This is a genomic window from Neobacillus sp. B24 (genome assembly GCF_055381825.1).
On sequence record NZ_AP035777.1, the window covers coordinates 1022631 to 1038239 of the forward strand.

General features: G+C 42.3%; 20 protein-coding genes and 1 pseudogene. 13 read left to right on the forward strand and 8 right to left on the reverse strand.

All coding sequences use genetic code 11. The features are described from left to right. Window positions 1–168: 168 nt before the first annotated feature. The 4 genes and pseudogenes from ACZ43M_RS04915 to ACZ43M_RS04930 form a co-directional block, all read right to left on the reverse strand. On the reverse strand, window positions 169–1161 hold the full coding sequence (locus ACZ43M_RS04915) for a PTS fructose transporter subunit IIC (RefSeq protein ID WP_464507960.1): 993 nt from the start codon (window positions 1159–1161) through the stop codon (window positions 169–171). Between the two features lie 153 nt (window positions 1162–1314). Next, window positions 1315–1959: pseudogene (locus tag ACZ43M_RS04920) on the reverse strand (fructose PTS transporter subunit IIA); the annotation flags it as partial. 94 nt (window positions 1960–2053) lie between these two features. Beyond that, window positions 2054–2971, reverse strand: a complete 918-nt coding sequence (gene pfkB / locus ACZ43M_RS04925) for a 1-phosphofructokinase (protein ID WP_464506307.1) — start codon at window positions 2969–2971, stop codon at window positions 2054–2056. Next, complete coding sequence (locus ACZ43M_RS04930; protein WP_464506308.1) at window positions 2968–3717, reverse strand: DeoR/GlpR family DNA-binding transcription regulator; 750 nt, start codon at window positions 3715–3717, stop codon at window positions 2968–2970. Before ACZ43M_RS04930 ends, pfkB begins: the two co-directional genes overlap by 4 nt. A gap of 244 nt (window positions 3718–3961) precedes the next feature. Between ACZ43M_RS04930 and ACZ43M_RS04935 the strand changes: the two genes are divergently transcribed. Further along, the gene (locus tag ACZ43M_RS04935; RefSeq protein WP_464506309.1) at window positions 3962–4153 is read left to right on the forward strand and encodes a hypothetical protein; all 192 of its coding nucleotides are present in this window, start codon (window positions 3962–3964) and stop codon (window positions 4151–4153) included. 27 nt (window positions 4154–4180) lie between these two features. Here the strand turns inward: ACZ43M_RS04935 and ACZ43M_RS04940 are convergent, their stop codons facing one another. Further along, on the reverse strand, window positions 4181–4399 hold the full coding sequence (locus ACZ43M_RS04940; RefSeq protein ID WP_464506310.1) for a hypothetical protein: 219 nt from the start codon (window positions 4397–4399) through the stop codon (window positions 4181–4183). Window positions 4400–4985: 586 nt separating this feature from the next. Between ACZ43M_RS04940 and ACZ43M_RS04945 the strand changes: the two genes are divergently transcribed. The 5 genes from ACZ43M_RS04945 (at window position 4986) to ACZ43M_RS04965 (ending at window position 8560) form a co-directional block, all read left to right on the forward strand. After that, window positions 4986–5765, forward strand: coding sequence for a CAP domain-containing protein (locus tag ACZ43M_RS04945; protein WP_464506311.1), 780 nt, complete (start codon window positions 4986–4988; stop codon window positions 5763–5765). A gap of 148 nt (window positions 5766–5913) precedes the next feature. After that, window positions 5914–6261, forward strand: coding sequence for a YkgJ family cysteine cluster protein (locus ACZ43M_RS04950; protein WP_464506312.1), 348 nt, complete (start codon window positions 5914–5916; stop codon window positions 6259–6261). Further along, window positions 6261–7067 carry an aminoglycoside adenylyltransferase domain-containing protein gene (locus ACZ43M_RS04955; RefSeq protein ID WP_464506313.1) on the forward strand — a complete coding sequence of 269 codons (807 nt, stop codon included), beginning with the start codon at window positions 6261–6263 and terminating at the stop codon, window positions 7065–7067. Before ACZ43M_RS04950 ends, ACZ43M_RS04955 begins: the two co-directional genes overlap by 1 nt. Window positions 7068–7394: 327 nt before the next feature. Next, window positions 7395–8267, forward strand: coding sequence for an NAD-dependent epimerase/dehydratase family protein (locus ACZ43M_RS04960; protein ID WP_464506314.1), 873 nt, complete (start codon window positions 7395–7397; stop codon window positions 8265–8267). Between the two features lie 14 nt (window positions 8268–8281). After that, window positions 8282–8560 carry a hypothetical protein gene (locus ACZ43M_RS04965; RefSeq protein ID WP_464506315.1) on the forward strand — a complete coding sequence of 93 codons (279 nt, stop codon included), beginning with the start codon at window positions 8282–8284 and terminating at the stop codon, window positions 8558–8560. 48 nt (window positions 8561–8608) lie between these two features. Here the strand turns inward: ACZ43M_RS04965 and ACZ43M_RS04970 are convergent, their stop codons facing one another. Together ACZ43M_RS04970 and ACZ43M_RS04975 are read right to left on the reverse strand one after the other, a co-directional pair. Continuing rightward, the gene (locus ACZ43M_RS04970; RefSeq protein ID WP_464506316.1) at window positions 8609–9049 is read right to left on the reverse strand and encodes an SRPBCC family protein; all 441 of its coding nucleotides are present in this window, start codon (window positions 9047–9049) and stop codon (window positions 8609–8611) included. 60 nt (window positions 9050–9109) lie between these two features. Continuing rightward, on the reverse strand, window positions 9110–9616 hold the full coding sequence (locus tag ACZ43M_RS04975) for a GNAT family N-acetyltransferase (RefSeq protein WP_464506317.1): 507 nt from the start codon (window positions 9614–9616) through the stop codon (window positions 9110–9112). 214 nt (window positions 9617–9830) lie between these two features. Between ACZ43M_RS04975 and ACZ43M_RS04980 the strand changes: the two genes are divergently transcribed. Next, window positions 9831–10493, forward strand: coding sequence for a hypothetical protein (locus ACZ43M_RS04980; RefSeq protein WP_464506318.1), 663 nt, complete (start codon window positions 9831–9833; stop codon window positions 10491–10493). A gap of 44 nt (window positions 10494–10537) precedes the next feature. Here ACZ43M_RS04980 and ACZ43M_RS04985 read toward each other — a convergent pair whose 3' ends face one another. After that, window positions 10538–10792 (reverse strand): DUF3949 domain-containing protein, encoded by a 255-nt coding sequence (locus ACZ43M_RS04985; protein WP_464506319.1) that lies wholly within the window; start codon window positions 10790–10792, stop codon window positions 10538–10540. Between the two features lie 284 nt (window positions 10793–11076). Between ACZ43M_RS04985 and ACZ43M_RS04990 the strand changes: the two genes are divergently transcribed. The 6 genes from ACZ43M_RS04990 (at window position 11077) to ACZ43M_RS05015 (ending at window position 15605) form a co-directional block, all read left to right on the forward strand. Then, on the forward strand, window positions 11077–11712 hold the full coding sequence (locus ACZ43M_RS04990; protein WP_464506320.1) for a nucleoside deaminase: 636 nt from the start codon (window positions 11077–11079) through the stop codon (window positions 11710–11712). Window positions 11713–11717: 5 nt separating this feature from the next. Next, complete coding sequence (locus ACZ43M_RS04995; protein ID WP_464506321.1) at window positions 11718–12431, forward strand: MOSC domain-containing protein; 714 nt, start codon at window positions 11718–11720, stop codon at window positions 12429–12431. A gap of 672 nt (window positions 12432–13103) precedes the next feature. Beyond that, entirely contained in the window at window positions 13104–13508 is a 405-nt protein-coding gene (locus ACZ43M_RS05000; protein WP_464506322.1) for a flavoprotein, read from the forward strand. Between the two features lie 12 nt (window positions 13509–13520). After that, entirely contained in the window at window positions 13521–14330 is an 810-nt protein-coding gene (locus ACZ43M_RS05005) for a GNAT family N-acetyltransferase (RefSeq protein ID WP_464506323.1), read from the forward strand. Between the two features lie 10 nt (window positions 14331–14340). Next, on the forward strand, window positions 14341–14817 hold the full coding sequence (locus ACZ43M_RS05010; RefSeq protein ID WP_464506324.1) for a GNAT family N-acetyltransferase: 477 nt from the start codon (window positions 14341–14343) through the stop codon (window positions 14815–14817). Beyond that, window positions 14814–15605, forward strand: coding sequence for a protein phosphatase 2C domain-containing protein (locus ACZ43M_RS05015; protein ID WP_464506325.1), 792 nt, complete (start codon window positions 14814–14816; stop codon window positions 15603–15605). The genes ACZ43M_RS05010 and ACZ43M_RS05015 overlap by 4 nt, the downstream gene beginning before the upstream one ends. The last annotated feature ends 4 nt before the right edge of the window (window positions 15606–15609 follow it).

Genomic DNA, 15609 nt, shown 5'->3' on the forward strand with positions numbered 1-15609 from the left:
ATTGGAAATATCGCGGAAATATTTGACTTTTCGCGGATAAAATCAAAAAATCGCGGATATATCTAATTTTTACGCGGATAAATGGCTCGTAACGACGAGCTCGACCCAAAACCACACAGAAAAGCCCTGTTTTCGCATCGAAAACAGGGCTTTTTTTAAAAATCATACCTATTCACTTACAGGTTTCTTTAATATTCCCAAAAGAATAGCTGAAACAACTGCACCAATAACAACAGACAACAGATACATCAACCAATTGCCGTCAACCAACGGCATGACGAATACTCCGCCGTGCGGGGCACGAAGTCCAATCCCAAACGCCATTGATAACGCACCGGCAACGGCCGAACCAGCCATGACGGATGGAATGACGCGAAGCGGGTCAGCAGCTGCAAATGGAATCGCGCCCTCCGTGATAAACGATAATCCCATGATATAGTTGACACGGCCAGCCTGGCGGTCTTGAACCGAGAACTTCTTTCCGAACAATGTAGTAGCAAGGGCAATGCCTAACGGAGGAACCATACCAGCCGCCATAATCGCAGCCATTGGCTCATATACACCGTTGGCGATTAAGCCTGTACCAAATACATAGGCTGCTTTGTTAACCGGGCCGCCCATATCAAATGACATCATTAAACCTAAGACAATTCCAAGCAATACTGCATTTCCTGTTCCCAGACCGGATAACCATTCGGAAATCGCGGTATTTAACGCACCAACCGGTTTGTTGACAACAAAGACCATGATAAATCCGGTAATCGCAATCCCTAATAACGGATACAACAGAATCGTTTTAATCCCTTCTAGTGAAGCAGGAATTCCAGCCAGCACCTTTTTTAAACCAACGACAACATAACCTGCCAAGAAACCAGCAACAAGTCCGCCTAAGAAACCGGCCCCGCCGCTAGCAGCGAGCGCACCGCCAACCATACCTGCCGCAAAGCCGGGACGGTCTGCGATACTCATGGCGATAAATCCAGCCAATACTGGAACCATTAAGGCAAAGGCGTTTCCGCCGCCGATTTTCATTAAGGCTTCGGCAATGACATTATAGGAAGGATCCTCTGGATTGGCAGAATTAAAGCCCCACAGGAAGCTGATGGCAATTAAAATACCGCCGCCAACCACGAAAGGAAGCATGTTGGAAACACCGTTCATCAAATGCTTATAGATGGTAGAACCAATTCCGCGGCCGCCTTCTGATTCATTTTTTGAAGCAGCACCCGTACCATGATAAATCGGTGGTGCATCTTGCTTTAGCGCCCGCTCAATCAATGCTTGAGGCTTACGAATCCCATCCGCCACCGGCACTTCAATGACATGCTTGCCGTTGAAACGGTTCATTTCCACTTTTGTATCGGCCGCCACAATGACCGCTGTTGCATTTTCAATTTCTTCAGCTGTCAAAACGTTTTTCGCACCGCCGGAACCGTTCGTTTCAACCTTGATATCAACGCCCATTTCTGCCGCTTTTGACTTTAAGGAATCAGCTGACATGTAGGTATGAGCAATCCCAGTAGGGCAGGCTGTTACGGCAACGATAAACTCCTTTTTGCCGGCCATTGATTGCTCTTCTTGTTCATCTTCCTGATCATGAGCATTTATAATCGCCAAGACCTCATCTTCAGTTGCAGCACTTAATAGCTGCTTGCGAACCTCTTCTTTTAAAAGAATTGTTGACAGGCGGGAAAGAGCTTCCAGGTGTGTATTGTTTGCCCCTTCTGTAGCCGCAATCATAAAGAATAGGTGGGCTGGCTGACCATCGAGTGATTCATAATTCACTCCGCTAGTCGATCGTCCGAAGGCAATCGCTGCTTCTTTGACTGCCTTTGTTTTGGCATGGGGAATGGCAATGCCTTCGCCGATTCCGGTAGTACTTTGTGCTTCACGATCTAGGATGGCTTGTTTATATTGGGACCTATCGGATAATTTGCCAGCATGATCTAAAGTCGTCACCAATTCTTCGATTACATCCGCTTTGCGAACTGTTCAAAGAGAGATTGATCGTTTGTTTCGTTAATAGCTCTGTTATTCTCATCGTCGTTCTCCTCTATAAAATAATCTGTTCCAATTGAACTTGGTGCAGTAAACTTTCCATTTGCTCGCGAGTACATAACCCGATGGAAAAAGCAGTACCGCTGCCGGTCGCCACGCTAATCCGGAACGCTTCTTCAATGGAGTTCATGTTTTGATAGGTGGCGATAAACCCGGCTACCATCGAATCACCTGCGCCAACAGAGCTTTTCACTTCACCTTTTGGCACAGTGGCAATATAGGCGGCATCTTTCGTAATCAAGACCGCACCATTTCCGGCAAGCGATACAATCACATTTTGGGCGCCTTGTTTAACAAGCTCTTTCCCGTAAGGAATGGCGTCTTCACAGGTGTTAATCTCGACCCCGAACAAGTCTCCAAGCTCATGATGATTCGGCTTAATCAGAAACGGTTTTAATGGGAGAACTCTTTTTAAAAGTTCACCTTCGGCATCGACAACAAACTTGGTCCTGTTCTCGGCACAGATTTTCGCAAGCTCTTCGTACGTGCTCTTTGGCATTGAGGCGGGGATGCTGCCGGCCAAAATGAGCGTATCCTCATCAGTCAGTCGATGGATCTTCGCTTTTAATGCTTCGAAATTTTCATCCGTTATCGCAGGGCCTTTGGCGTTAACCTCAGTTTCGCTATCCGCCTTAAGCTTGACGTTAATGCGCGTATCTTCTGCGACTCTGACAAAATCAGTATCAATCTCTAATTCTTGTAACAAACTTTCCAGATAATCACCAGTAAAGCCGCCAATGAATCCCAGCGCTTTACTGTTAACATCCAATCGTTTTAATACCTGAGAGACATTAATGCCTTTTCCTCCAGGTAATTTGGTTTCATGTTTCGTTCTATTTAATTCACCCACTTTGACTTGATCAAGTTCTACAATGTAATCAAGAGAGGGGTTTAACGTAACTGTGTAAATCATGCTGTTACCACCTTTATGTTTGTCTTGCTGGAAAAAAGCTCTTTTGTATCATGGTCCATTTCATTGGTAATGATGGCTGCATTGTGAATGTCGGCAATTTTTGAAAAAGCAATCTCGGAAAACTTCGATTCATCCGCGAGAATAAATGCTTCGCGGGTTAAAGAAATCGCCTTTTGTTTAATCAGTGCTTCCTCAGGGTCAGGTGTGGTGTAGCCAAATTGCGGGTGGATCCCGTTGACGCCCATGAAGCATTTATCAAACCGGTAATGCTCGAGGCTTTCCAACGCCCCGCGGCCAATCATTGCTTTCGTTGTCGGCTTGCAATAGCCGCCGATTAAAAAGGTTTTGATATTTTTATCTAGTAGTTCATTGGCATGCATCAGCCCGTTCGTGACAACGACAATATCCTCAGGCAGAAATGGGATCATCTCTAATATTGTCGAACCGGCATCAAGGTAAATGCAATCCCCCTCTTCAACCAACCCTCCGGCATATTGAGCGATTTGACGCTTGGCTTGAAGGTTTTTGGATGATTTCTCCGTCATGCTTGGTTCCTGGAGCTTTCCTTGCAATCTTGCCGCGCCGCCATGAACCCGCTTGAGAAATTTATCTTGTTCCAATTGAATTAAATCACGGCGAATCGTTGATTCTGAGGAATTTGTTAATTCCACCAGCTCCTGCAGCTTGACCGTGTTCTTCGTCTTTAGTGCTTCTAATATGATTTGATGGCGTTCTGGCTCTAACAAAAGTACCGCCTCCTAAAACGCTTTCACTTGAATGAATTTATTTTACTGCTGATTTTATTAAAAATCAATCACAAACATTCATAAACAATCACTACCAATCATAAGTTATCAAAAAAGCGACAATCCTGTTTATTTTTCCTGATTCAGACAAGCTTATGAGGCTAAACAAATGTATGATAAAAAAGGGAAATAGGCGGGTTTTGAAGAATGGATTAAATTATGTAAAAGGATAGGAGGCAAGAAGATGTTTCAAGTATTCTATAATCGTTTTAAACTTATTATTTGGCTGGTTCTGGCAGTACTGCTGGCCAGCGGAGCGGTTTCCAATTACTACAATGGAACCAAAGCAGAGGTGTTTCTAAACGGAGCCCTTGCGGTGGCAGCTTTTATTATTTTTCTGGTGAGTCTTCTAAACAGATTCAAAGCAAAAAAATAAGCCGAAAATAAATTCTCGGCTTAATCATTATCTTTTTTTCTTTTTTGAATCAACGGCGGCAGGTTGATTTTTCTTAAGGGTCTCCAATGTCACCTGAACATGGATATTTTTATCATCAATGCTGTTTACGGCAGTAACCTTGGCTTTCCGGCCTTTGATTTTTAAATTCTCTCCAACAGACGGAGCTTGTTTGCGGAGCTGTGTTAATATTGCGTTTTTGTTTTCGAAAAAATGGACAGCAAACATTCAGCCTCACCCTTTTTCTATAGAGTTATAGAAAATATATGAGGTTTGTTTGTATTCGATAACAGGGTTTGAAATTTTCTGATGAGGCACCGCTGCTTGCGGTGCTTTTGTTTGCAGAACGAAAAGCTGTGGCGGATTCTTTACATTGAGCAATATCGCAATTCCCAGGCAAGAGAGCTATTTTTGAATGACATCATTAAAAGGACCATTTGGTGTTTCTACTGGATATTATTAAATAAGAAGAGGCTGAATAAGAAGTGGCGGGCAGCTAATATATACATTGGCTGCCCGTTTTTATGTAGCTTTTTTAAAATGAATGTAAGCATGGACATGTATCAGAAACCTTTGTAATAAAAGGTGGTTTTTAAAAAGGTAGTCAACCCTCAATTGCCTAATAATTTCTGGAAATGATACAAGTTTTTGCAAATTAGTGGCGATGTAAATTTATCAAGGAATTCCTGCTATAATTGAATCTTTAAAGTTATATAAAATTGACTGACATTTCCTTCCTGAAATATGACAAAAATGCCGTGTTAAGATGAATTTGCAAAGCGAAAAGCAAATGACTTTTGGGAGGAAAATAGTTATGTTAAAGAAAAAGGCAATTCTAACAGTTGCTGCCGCAGCAGCCATCCTAATGGCGAATCCGCTGCTAAATAAGGCAGAGGCGGCAACATTTACCCCTGCCGTTCAGCAAAAAGTGTACGTCTATCAATCTTCTAATGTAAATGATATGAATAAATTTCTGGAATACTTTTATTCACAATTTGGTCTAAAAGTTTCGCAGCAAACAACGGAACAGCCGACTGGACAAACGACTCAACAACCGTCAACAACAACTCAAACAACACAACAACCGTCAACAACGACAGTGACAGAGCCGGCTGCACCGCAAGCTGAAACTACAGCTCAACAAACACAACCATCAACTCAGCCGACAAACACACAGACAACAACAGAGCCAACAACGACGCAAACTGCGAGCACCTTAAGTGCTTATGAACAAAAGGTTGTTGACCTGACTAACCAAGAACGGGTCAAAAATGGCCTGCCTGCTTTGAAAGTGGATCAAACTCTAAGCAAGATGGCACATGAAAAATCTCGCGATATGTCTGCGAACGGCTACTTTAGCCATACAAGCCCAACTTACGGGTCACCGTTTGATATGATGAAACAGTATGGAATCACTTACAGTTATGCAGGTGAAAATATCGCCATGGGCCAGAAAACTCCAGAAGAGGTCGTTAATGCCTGGATGAACAGTGAGGGCCACCGCAAGAACATTCTTAGCCCGAACTTCACACATATTGGAGTTGGCTACGTTTCACAAGGTAACTATTGGACACAGGAGTTTATCGGAAAATAAATAACGAACCAAACAGGACCTTGCAAAGCAGGGTTCTGTTTTTTTCCATAAATTAAGAATTTGTTTTAATTCTAGATAAATTACCAATTTGTGTTAAAATGTAGGGGTGAATTTTAATTGAAAATTAAATAAATAGAGGGGAATTCTTGTGGAGAGCTTACCATGTCAGGGCTGCAGGGGATTATGCTGCGGGCCGGTTTCCATAACGGAGAGGGAATATAAGAAAATAAAGAAAAAAGTGAAAGCGATGCCAGGGTTAAAACGCCAAGAACTTGAAAACCAAACGAGATACCATGGGACCTGCATTTTTTACGATTTGGAGAATGACAAGTGCGGGATTTATTCGGCTCGTCCGGATGTATGCCATAAGTTTGGGTATTATAAGGGGCTCGCTTGTTTTCGCAAGTCTGAATTGGCGACAAAAAATTTGCCTGCTAATAATGAGAGATACATAGGAACGTTGTCGCTAGATTTTACTTGGAAGGATTTTAATTAATGAAAGTACCTGAGGTTGTAATTAAGGTACTGGATACATATTTCAGTTTGATTGATACAAAATTACCGGATTTGCTAGAGTCCTATTATCTTTACGGCTCTGTTTCGCTGGGTGCGTTCGACTCCGGTTCCAGTGATATTGATTTTTTTTCTGTTGTGAAGAGGAGTCTTATGGATTCGGATATCGAAGTTTTAAAACAGGTTCATGCCAAAGTTCAATTGAAATTTCCTGGTCTGTTTTTGGATGGCATGTATGTGGCGGCCGATGAAATAAGAGGAGATTCCGATGCGGTCGGGCCTTATTTTAATGAAGGAAAACTACAGGGATATAAGCATTTTAGTAAGGACCATATCGATGCTTATCAAATTAAGAAATATGGGATTGTGATTAAGGGCGATCCTGAGAAGTATGCTATTTCAGTAGATTGGGATCTGTTACTTGCTAATATGCTTGAAAATCTCAACACTTATTGGGTGAACTGGAAGAAACGCTGCGAAAGGATTGGATCTCATGAATATTTAGGCATGTTATCGAGCTTAGAAATGATTGAATGGGGTGTTCTGGGGGTATCCCGTCTTTATTACACTTTTATGGAAAGGGATATCACCTCTAAGGTTGGTGCTGGGGAATATGCAATCAAGAAACTTCCGGAAAAATGGCACAACATTGTCAACGAGTCGATGAGGGCAAGAAAGAATATCCAAAAATCATACTATCATTCCATTTTCGCAAGACGAAGGGATGCGTTGGATTATATGGAGTTTGTAATTCAGGAGTGTAATAAGCTTAAAAGCTTGAGGGGATGAATCCTCTGTTGATAAAGGACACTTTCCCATCATACAGTCTAAAACTGTCTAATAGACGGCTTCTAAAAGACACTTTGCACATGGTCTGCCTCAAAGTGTCTAATAGACCGCCTCTAAAAGACACTTTATCTATTGCCGTGCCCCGAAGTGTCTAATAGAGCGCTTCTATAAGACACTTTTCAACCATCGAGCCCCGAACTGTCTAATAGAGCTCACTTCAATTTACCTAAACCTAACCATTGCAAATAAACCAGATATGTAATGGTATCACAAATAGTGGAATGTCATACGATCGTATTTAAAAAAAACTATTAGGAGGAAATTTTCATGAAATCAGCATTAATTCTCGGAGGAACCCAATTTGTCGGCAAGGGGTTAGTTCAGCTGCTGCTTGATAATGGGGTAGAAGTGACGATTGCAACTAGAGGGAAGACAGCTGATCCCTTTGGCGACAAGGTATTAAGAGTAATCATCGATCGTGAGGATGCCTCCACATTAAACGAAGCTTTCCAGAACAAAGCGTGGGACGTTGTTTTCGATCAGACCTGCTATTCGTCACAGGAAGCCCATGAAACCCTTCAAGCCCTGGAGGGGAAAGTCAAAAAGTACATCTTTACATCAAGCCAGGCCGTTTATGATTTTGGAACCAATCATAAGGAAGAGAGCTTTGACCCAGCAACCTTTCAGCCTGTTTTAAAAAATCGGCGGGAGTACATTGGCTATGTCGGATACCAGGAAGCGAAGCGGGCCGCTGAAGCTATCCTGTTTCAACAGGCAAAAGTACCGGTTGTAGCCGTCCGTTTTTCCATCATTGTTGGTGAAGATGATTATACAAACCGCTTAAAATTTCATGTTGATCATGTAATGCAAGGAAACCCAATGTACATTGAGCATCCCGATTTCAGGTATAGTTTCATAGACTCAAGGGAAGCTGCACACTTCCTATATAACATTGCCACATCAGATTTCAAAGGCCCTATCAATCCGGGCTCAAGCGGTGATATCAGTCTGCGTGAATTAGTAACATTAATCGAAACCATAACGGAAACAAACGCAACCTTAAGCGCTGAGGGAGACCAGTCGCCATATAACTTGCCAGGCTCATGGTCAACAGACACCAGCCTTGCCGAGTCAATGGGTTACAGGTTTAAACCGTTAAATCAATTGTTGGAGGAATTAGTTAATTACTATTCTCGTTAAAGGCGGGTGAATCAGTGGAAAAACAAAAGCAAATCAGGACTTTTGATAAGCAGGCAGCGAAATACGACAAACGAAGGGAAGACCAGAGTCAAAAGCGCTGGCATGGGATCAGTTCTAACGTCGCTGTTTCCACGCTCCAGAAAACATTGAACCCGCTATTGTACCGATTCTCCGGATGCCATCATACTAGAAACATTCTTGAAATGGTTCGTGAGTCCGGGATGACCATCGAAAAATCAGAAAGCTTTTGGTTCAACATGGCTCATCTAATATGGGCAAAACCGAAATTCTAAAACCAGGATAAATTGATAAAGGACCTCTAGAAGAGCCAACCGGCTCTTTTAGAAGTCCTTTATCATTCCTCCACGCAAGGTCGAAATACCATTTTCTAAATATCCCTTTAAACAAGTCAACATATAAACCCAGCCCTCTTTGTTGTCGACCAATTTAAAGATTAGCTCAGGGTCATTTTCATTGAATCCTTCTTCGACAACTTCAACAATAGCTGCGTTTTGTCCGGCTTCGGTAATGGTAATCGTCACCTTGTGCTCATCATCAGGCGGTCCCCAGAGGAAGGCAATTTTCTTGTCCAATTCAACTTCCGTAACTTTCATATCAAATTCGGCATTGTATTCATCGTACCTCAAGGTAATGGTTTTACCTGATTCCCACCTTTCCGAACTAGAGGAAAACCAAAAGTTCCCGATCTTTGCGGGATCGACAAATGCCTCAAACACTTCATTAGCTGGTTTCAAAATCTTAAATTTCGTTACGTTATTCATATCGTAAATTCCCTCGTCTCAAAAAATTAAGCAATACTATCCTGCCCATTCTAGATGAAATCAATCTCTTTTCCAAATGTAATGTACAAATTTCACTTTACCCCCGTTAAACTCGATTTCATATGGACTCAAAGAAATACGTTTGAAGTTATTTTTTTCTAATACTCTTTGGGAGGCGATGTTATGAGTGGTTGTTTGTGCATGGATTGATCTTATGTTGAATTTTTCGGTCTCTTTTAAAAGAAGCTTAAAAGCAAGAGTTGCCACTCCTTTTCCTGTGAAAGCCTCGCCGACCCGGTACCCCAGTGAACCCGAATGATTCTCCCAATTAATATCGACCAGGTTCATTCTTCCTGCAATCTCTCCTAAACTATTTCGAATCAGATAAAAATAAGAAATCCCCTCACTTTGTTCTTTTAACAATTGTGAGTGTCTTTCGGAAAAATGATTGTAATAATCCTCACCGCGGCTTGGAATCATTTTTTCAAAAAATGTTCGATTGTTATATTCAAATTGAAATAATGCTGGTGCATCTTCTTCCTTTAACAATTCAATATAATATTCCATACCTTCATTTCTCCTTTTTATCAAACTCCCATCCTTATATTACCATTTGGGTGCCGCTCGTAAATCATTTTTTCAGAAGATAAAAACTTTTGCAGGAAAAAAGACATGAATCGAGAAGTCTATAGGTAGAACGATTTGGAAATTGTTGAAATTTGTTTTTCAAATAAAATAATAGATTTTGTATCTTTTTAAAGGGAAGGAGATAGAAAAGTCGATGGTTTCGTTTGAGGAAAAAAAGGTCATTTTCAAATCATTTAAGCTCAAGGAAAAAGAAATTAGCAATGGAAGGGTTAATTTTATTTACCCGGAAAGCAAACAAAAAGGACAAGTATTGGCACGTGAAATACAGCCAAGCGGGAACGGCTATGTCATTGGCAAGTATATGCCGGAAGAGGTCATTGAGAATAACGGTTACAAGGTCGACACCCGCGGCTGGATTTCAATAAAGGATTTCCCTAAGGATGAGCTGGCGAAGTTAATCACAGAAGCTATGAAGTCCATGTCTGGAAAAACGGTTGAGACGGTTAATAGCGCCATTCATGAAGAAGTTCAAGAAGTCCAAGCTGAAATGGCTGTTGAAGTGGCGAAAAAAGAAGACGAGGTCGTTGAAAAAGTCGAAGCAGCTGCTGAAATTAAATCAATCACGACCGAGGTAGAGGCACCAGCGGTTCAGGAACAAGAGGAGCCCCAAAAGCAAAATTCTCCTCAGCAGACCGCTGCCCAGAATAAACCGGAAGACCCATATTTAGAATATGAAAGTTACCCGTTATCTTGTTGGTTCGCTTGGGTAGGCTTGGCTTTATCGACAATGGAAACCGGATTTTTAATTTGGAGAAACTCCATTCGGAAATATGGAGAATTCCGGCGGGAAAAATAAACATAAAAAACTGAAAGCTGTCCTCCGACAGCTTTTTTGTATGATTAAGATTCTTTTGGATGGCGTATTTTGTAGATGAGTGCAGCGATTAAAGTAGACGGTAAATTAAAAAAATTCCCTTGCAAGTTAAATTGCAGCTGCTGTTCTTCAAAGGACATGTCGTCGTAAATTTCATTGTGGGATTTATTTAGCTTTTTAAACCGTTGTTTCGTTTCGGCGATGTAGGAATACTGGACAGGAATCATGATGAGGGCATAGATGGCGTAGACAGAAATAATAATCCATAAAACTAAATCCATGGTAATTTCCCCCTTTTCGAAATAGCCTTTCTATAGTGTACGAATAGGAACGGATGAAAGTTTCATCTAAACGTCAATATGTACTCTCGATTTAATCGATGATTTTTGAATATTGTTAATATTAGCTAGCCGATGTGCTAGAATTTGAGTATCTTACTCAATAAATTAAATGTAGGTGTGTTGTGTATGGAGAATAGTATTTATGAGAATGATCACAAGCTTGCCTTGTTAGTCCTGCAAGAGGCAAATAATATTGAAATAAATCAGTTGGGAGCGGAACTGTAGTGAATTGGTCAGATATTCCATACATATGGCAGGAATGTTTTAATGAAGCGTGGAAATCATTTCAGGAAGGGTCGCGGCCGATTGGGGCTTTGGTTACAAATAGCGAAGGAGAAATTATAGCAAGGGGAAAAAGTGCCACATTTGCTGAGCTCTCGGATTCTGTGATTTCCCATAATGAGTTGGCCCATGCTGAAATGAATGCCCTGTTAAAATTAGATAACCGGGTTCATCAAAAGGTGAATACTTATGTTTTGTACACAACTATGGAACCGTGCCCGTTATGTTTCGGGGCGTTTTATATGAGCGGCATTCGCAATTTGAAATATGCAGCTAAGGATAAATACGGCGGCAGCACGAACTTGAAGGACACGACTCCATATTTGAGCCGTAAGCCCATCAGGATTAACGGGCCGTTTGCTCTTTTGGAGGATCTCTCGATTCTTTTAAATGTTTATTTTGATTTGATGATTGGTTTTGAAAAAAGTGGACCCGTTCAAAAGTTAATGGCGGAGGACTACCCCCGGGTGGTGGCGCTGGCAGATGTTTGGTTTAGCAAGGGAAGATTAATAGATTACCGGCAAATGGAGATACAGAAAGTCTATCAAATGATGCTGGAAGATTTATATATGGGGTGATTGAAGTGGATTTTTCATTGAAAAAGGTTTTTGTTGGGGTGCCAAAAACAGTGGGGGATAAAGATGCCAAAAGTGTAATGGACCGCGAGTGGACCAGTGCGATTTTTAAAGATGCAGTGGAAGGTCCTATTCAGGTTGGAAAAACAGGTCTGACCGGCAATGAGGTATCAGATACGAAAAATCACGGTGGACCAGAGAAGGCAGTGTTTGCCTATTCGCAGGAAAACTATGTTTATTGGCAGAACGAGTTTGGAGATTCGGAAATGGGACCGGGCGGGATGGGCGAGAATTTTTTCTTGGAGAATATGACTGAAGACAAGGTTTGCATTGGCGATACCTACCAGATTGGCGATGCAGTCGTTCAAGTATCGCAGCCGCGCCAGCCGTGCTGGAAACCAGCCCGCCGGTTTAAAATTAAAACCTTGGCACTGCTTATCCAAAACACGGGACGAACCGGCTGGTATTTCCGGGTGTTAAATGAGGGCCTGGTGGAAGAAGGGCAGACCTTTACGTTATTGGAGCGCCCGTACCCACAATGGACGATTCAAAAGTGTAATGAAATCCTTCATGGCAAAGAACCTGATTTTGAAGAAATGCGGCAGCTTGCGAACTGTGAGTTGCTGGCGCCTGGCATGGGGGAAACATTAGAAAAACGCGTGGCATTGAAGGCGATACCGGATATTACTGGTCGGGTATTTGGGCACAATGCTGAAGGGTAACCTGTTTAGGTGCCGTGTGATAAGAAAAGAGTAGATGCTACAAAAACGGAGTAGGGCTCATAGTGCTCTAGAGATAAGGAAAATAAGCCCTCCGGTCACTATGAAGGGCTCATAGCGCCCGAGAGTAAAGAAAAATAAGCCCCCCGGTCACTATGAAGGGCTCATGGCGCCCGAGAGCAAAGGAAAATAAGCCCAGCGGTCACTATGAAGGGCTCATAGCGACCGAGAGCAAAGGAAAATAAGCCCCCCGGTCACTATGAAGGGCTCATGGCGCCCGAGAGTAAAGAAAAATAAGCTAGACGGTCATTATGAAGTGTTCATAGCACCCGAAAGCAAAGAAAAATAAGCTAGACGGTCACTATGAAGGGCTCATAGCGACCGAGAGCAAAGGAAAATAAGCCCACCGGTCACTATGAAGGGCTCATAGCGCCCGAGAGAAAAGAAAAATAAGCCCACCGGCCACTATGAAGGGCTCATAATGCCCGAGAGTAAAGAAAAATAAGCTAGACGGTCGCTATGAAGTGTTCATGGCGCCCGAGAGCAAAGGAAAATAAGCCCAGCGGTCACTATGAAGGGCTCATAGCGCCCGAGAGCAAAGGAAAATAAGCCCACCGGTCACTATGAAGACGTAATAAAGTGAAACCCAATAATCACTGTATCAGGAGGTTTTTTATGATTCTCGACTTCTCCCAATTCCTTGCTAGTTACATAGATTCCTGGAGAAGTTCATCTCTCCAAGACCTCAAGACACTCATCTCAACAGATTACCAAGCCAGGGAAGTGACCAACGGGGCAATAACAGATTTTGGGTACGAGGAATCGATCAACGGCTGGGAGCAGGGATTTCAGTTTGTCCAAGAAAGCAATGCCCAATGGGATCTAACAATTGGACCGATTTACAAATTAAGAGACAATGAGATCATGGTGACAATCGCAGCAGGGCTAATCATCAATGGAAAAACCACAGAAACTGGTAATCTATTTTTCCAAACCTTCCAGGCATCACCACAGGACCAAACCTGGAAATTGGTCCGAAGCTATATTGAAGCAGGGGTTTCAATTTCATCCATTAGGTAAGGAGGATTACCAATGTTTTTAAAGCTTGTTCCGAACGATAACGCCATGGCCGAGGGCAGTCATTTTATTAAAGATGAAGTGCAGTATAACCACATTCACCGAATCACTGAGGAAGCAGATTCTTTATGTCTTAAAACAAAAAATGGAAAAATGATTTTTGCCCAAACACCCGGCCGAAATGGATTCTTATGGTTGGCAAAAGAAGTAATATCAACTGAAAAAGACAAAATCTTTCAGGAATTGGCCAACACCTTGAAAGAATTGCCTGGAATCGTAGCGGCCCCTGAAATAGCCAAGGACTTTGCAAAATTTTATTCAAAAAGTAATGCCGTCACATCCGAAACTGTCATGACGACAGAAGCCTACGTTTGTCCTAAAATAATCTCTCCAAAAAACATCAATGGGGAAATCCGCAAAGCAACGGAGCATCATGCAGACATAGTGGCCCAGTATCTTGCAGGCTTTGTTAGCGACGCATTCGGGACGCCGGTGGAACCCTCGACAGAAGCAGAAAGGGCGAGAAACATGATTGAATCAGGCAACTTGTATCTTTGGATGGTGAACAACCAGCCAGTGTCGATGGCGAATATCGCCCACCGCTCCCCGAGACATGCGCGAATCACGGCGGTGTATACCCCAAACGCGCACCGGAAGAACGGCTTTGCCAGCATGCTTGTTGCTGAGCTTTGTGCCATCATTCAATCAGAGAACCTCATCCCTATGTTATTTGCCGACATAAAAAATCCAGACTCCAACAAGGTGTATCAAAACATTGGGTTCATCCAGAGCGGGCAAATAGAGGAAATCAGATTTCTTAAATAAGGAGCTTTTTATGGATATTCGTTTGGAAAAAGCCGTCAACGTGGATGCGGAGGCTATCTTTCAAATACAGATTAAAGCCTTTCAGCCACTGTTAGAAAAATATAAGGATAATCAAACAAACCCTGCCAATGAAAGTATTGACAGGGTCCTGACAAGAATTAACCGCCCCAATGGTGGGTTTTATAAAATACTAGCCGACCAAACCCTTGTCGGGGCAATTTGTATTCATTGGAAAGAGGAATCTCAATTTTGGATCAGTCCGATGTTTATTCTTCCAGAATTCCAGGGAAAAGGCATTGCTCAGGGAGCGATTCTTTTGGCTGAAAAAATGTTCCCTCACGCTGCAAGTTGGGAACTTGCCACCATTTTAGAAGAAGAACGGAATTGCTATCTCTATGAAAAAATGGGCTATGTTAAAACGGGGGTCCGCAAGAAGCTTAATGAATTGGCAACGCTTGTTTTTTATAAAAGGGAAGTCCTTAAATGATATTACAATGGCTTGGAAACGAAGACCCCTCCATTGGTCAAGTTAAACTGGATTCTTGCTGCAACATAGCAATTGGCAGGTACGGCGGTCATCCAGAGGCAGGGGCTAATAAAAATGAAGATGGGGCAATGGCCGCGAGTGAATCAGATTGGGAATTTGCGATGATTTTGGATGGGCATAACAGTGCGGAAAGTGTCCAGTTAGTCATGAAAACCATTGAGAAGCACTGGCCTCAGCTAGAAACTATTTTAAATGAGCCACTTCCAACAGTTTTTAAAGTTTTAGAAACTAGTTTGCTAAATATTTTTCAATCGCAAGCTTTCCTTGAACAGTGCAAGATGGTTCAGGGGGAAACCGCTTGTTTAATCTGCGTAAGAAAGGAAAATTATCTGTGGTGGTTTTCTGTAGGAGATTGCCAGGTTTATCTCCTGCATGAAGAATTGCATAGGTTGGGGCAATATGCGCTAAACCAGCGGCAATTTTTTGAATGGATTGGCCAGGTCAACACGTTTTCACAGCCTGTTCCTTGCTATTCTTCCGGAGTACGTGAACTCAGGAGGGGGCAAAATCGGATTGTCATGTTAACAGATGGGGTTTTAGAATGTGGTGACCGATTCTATGAAGTTCCTGTAAATCTTTATAGAACCTGCTTAGGGCAAAATGTGGATTACGTTGTAACAACAGTCTTGAATCATGTTCATGATCAATTCGGACGGGACAGTGCTACGATTATTTGTTGGGATTACAACAATCCCTTCCTTGGAGTCTATCCGAGCAATCAAAAATGAGGTG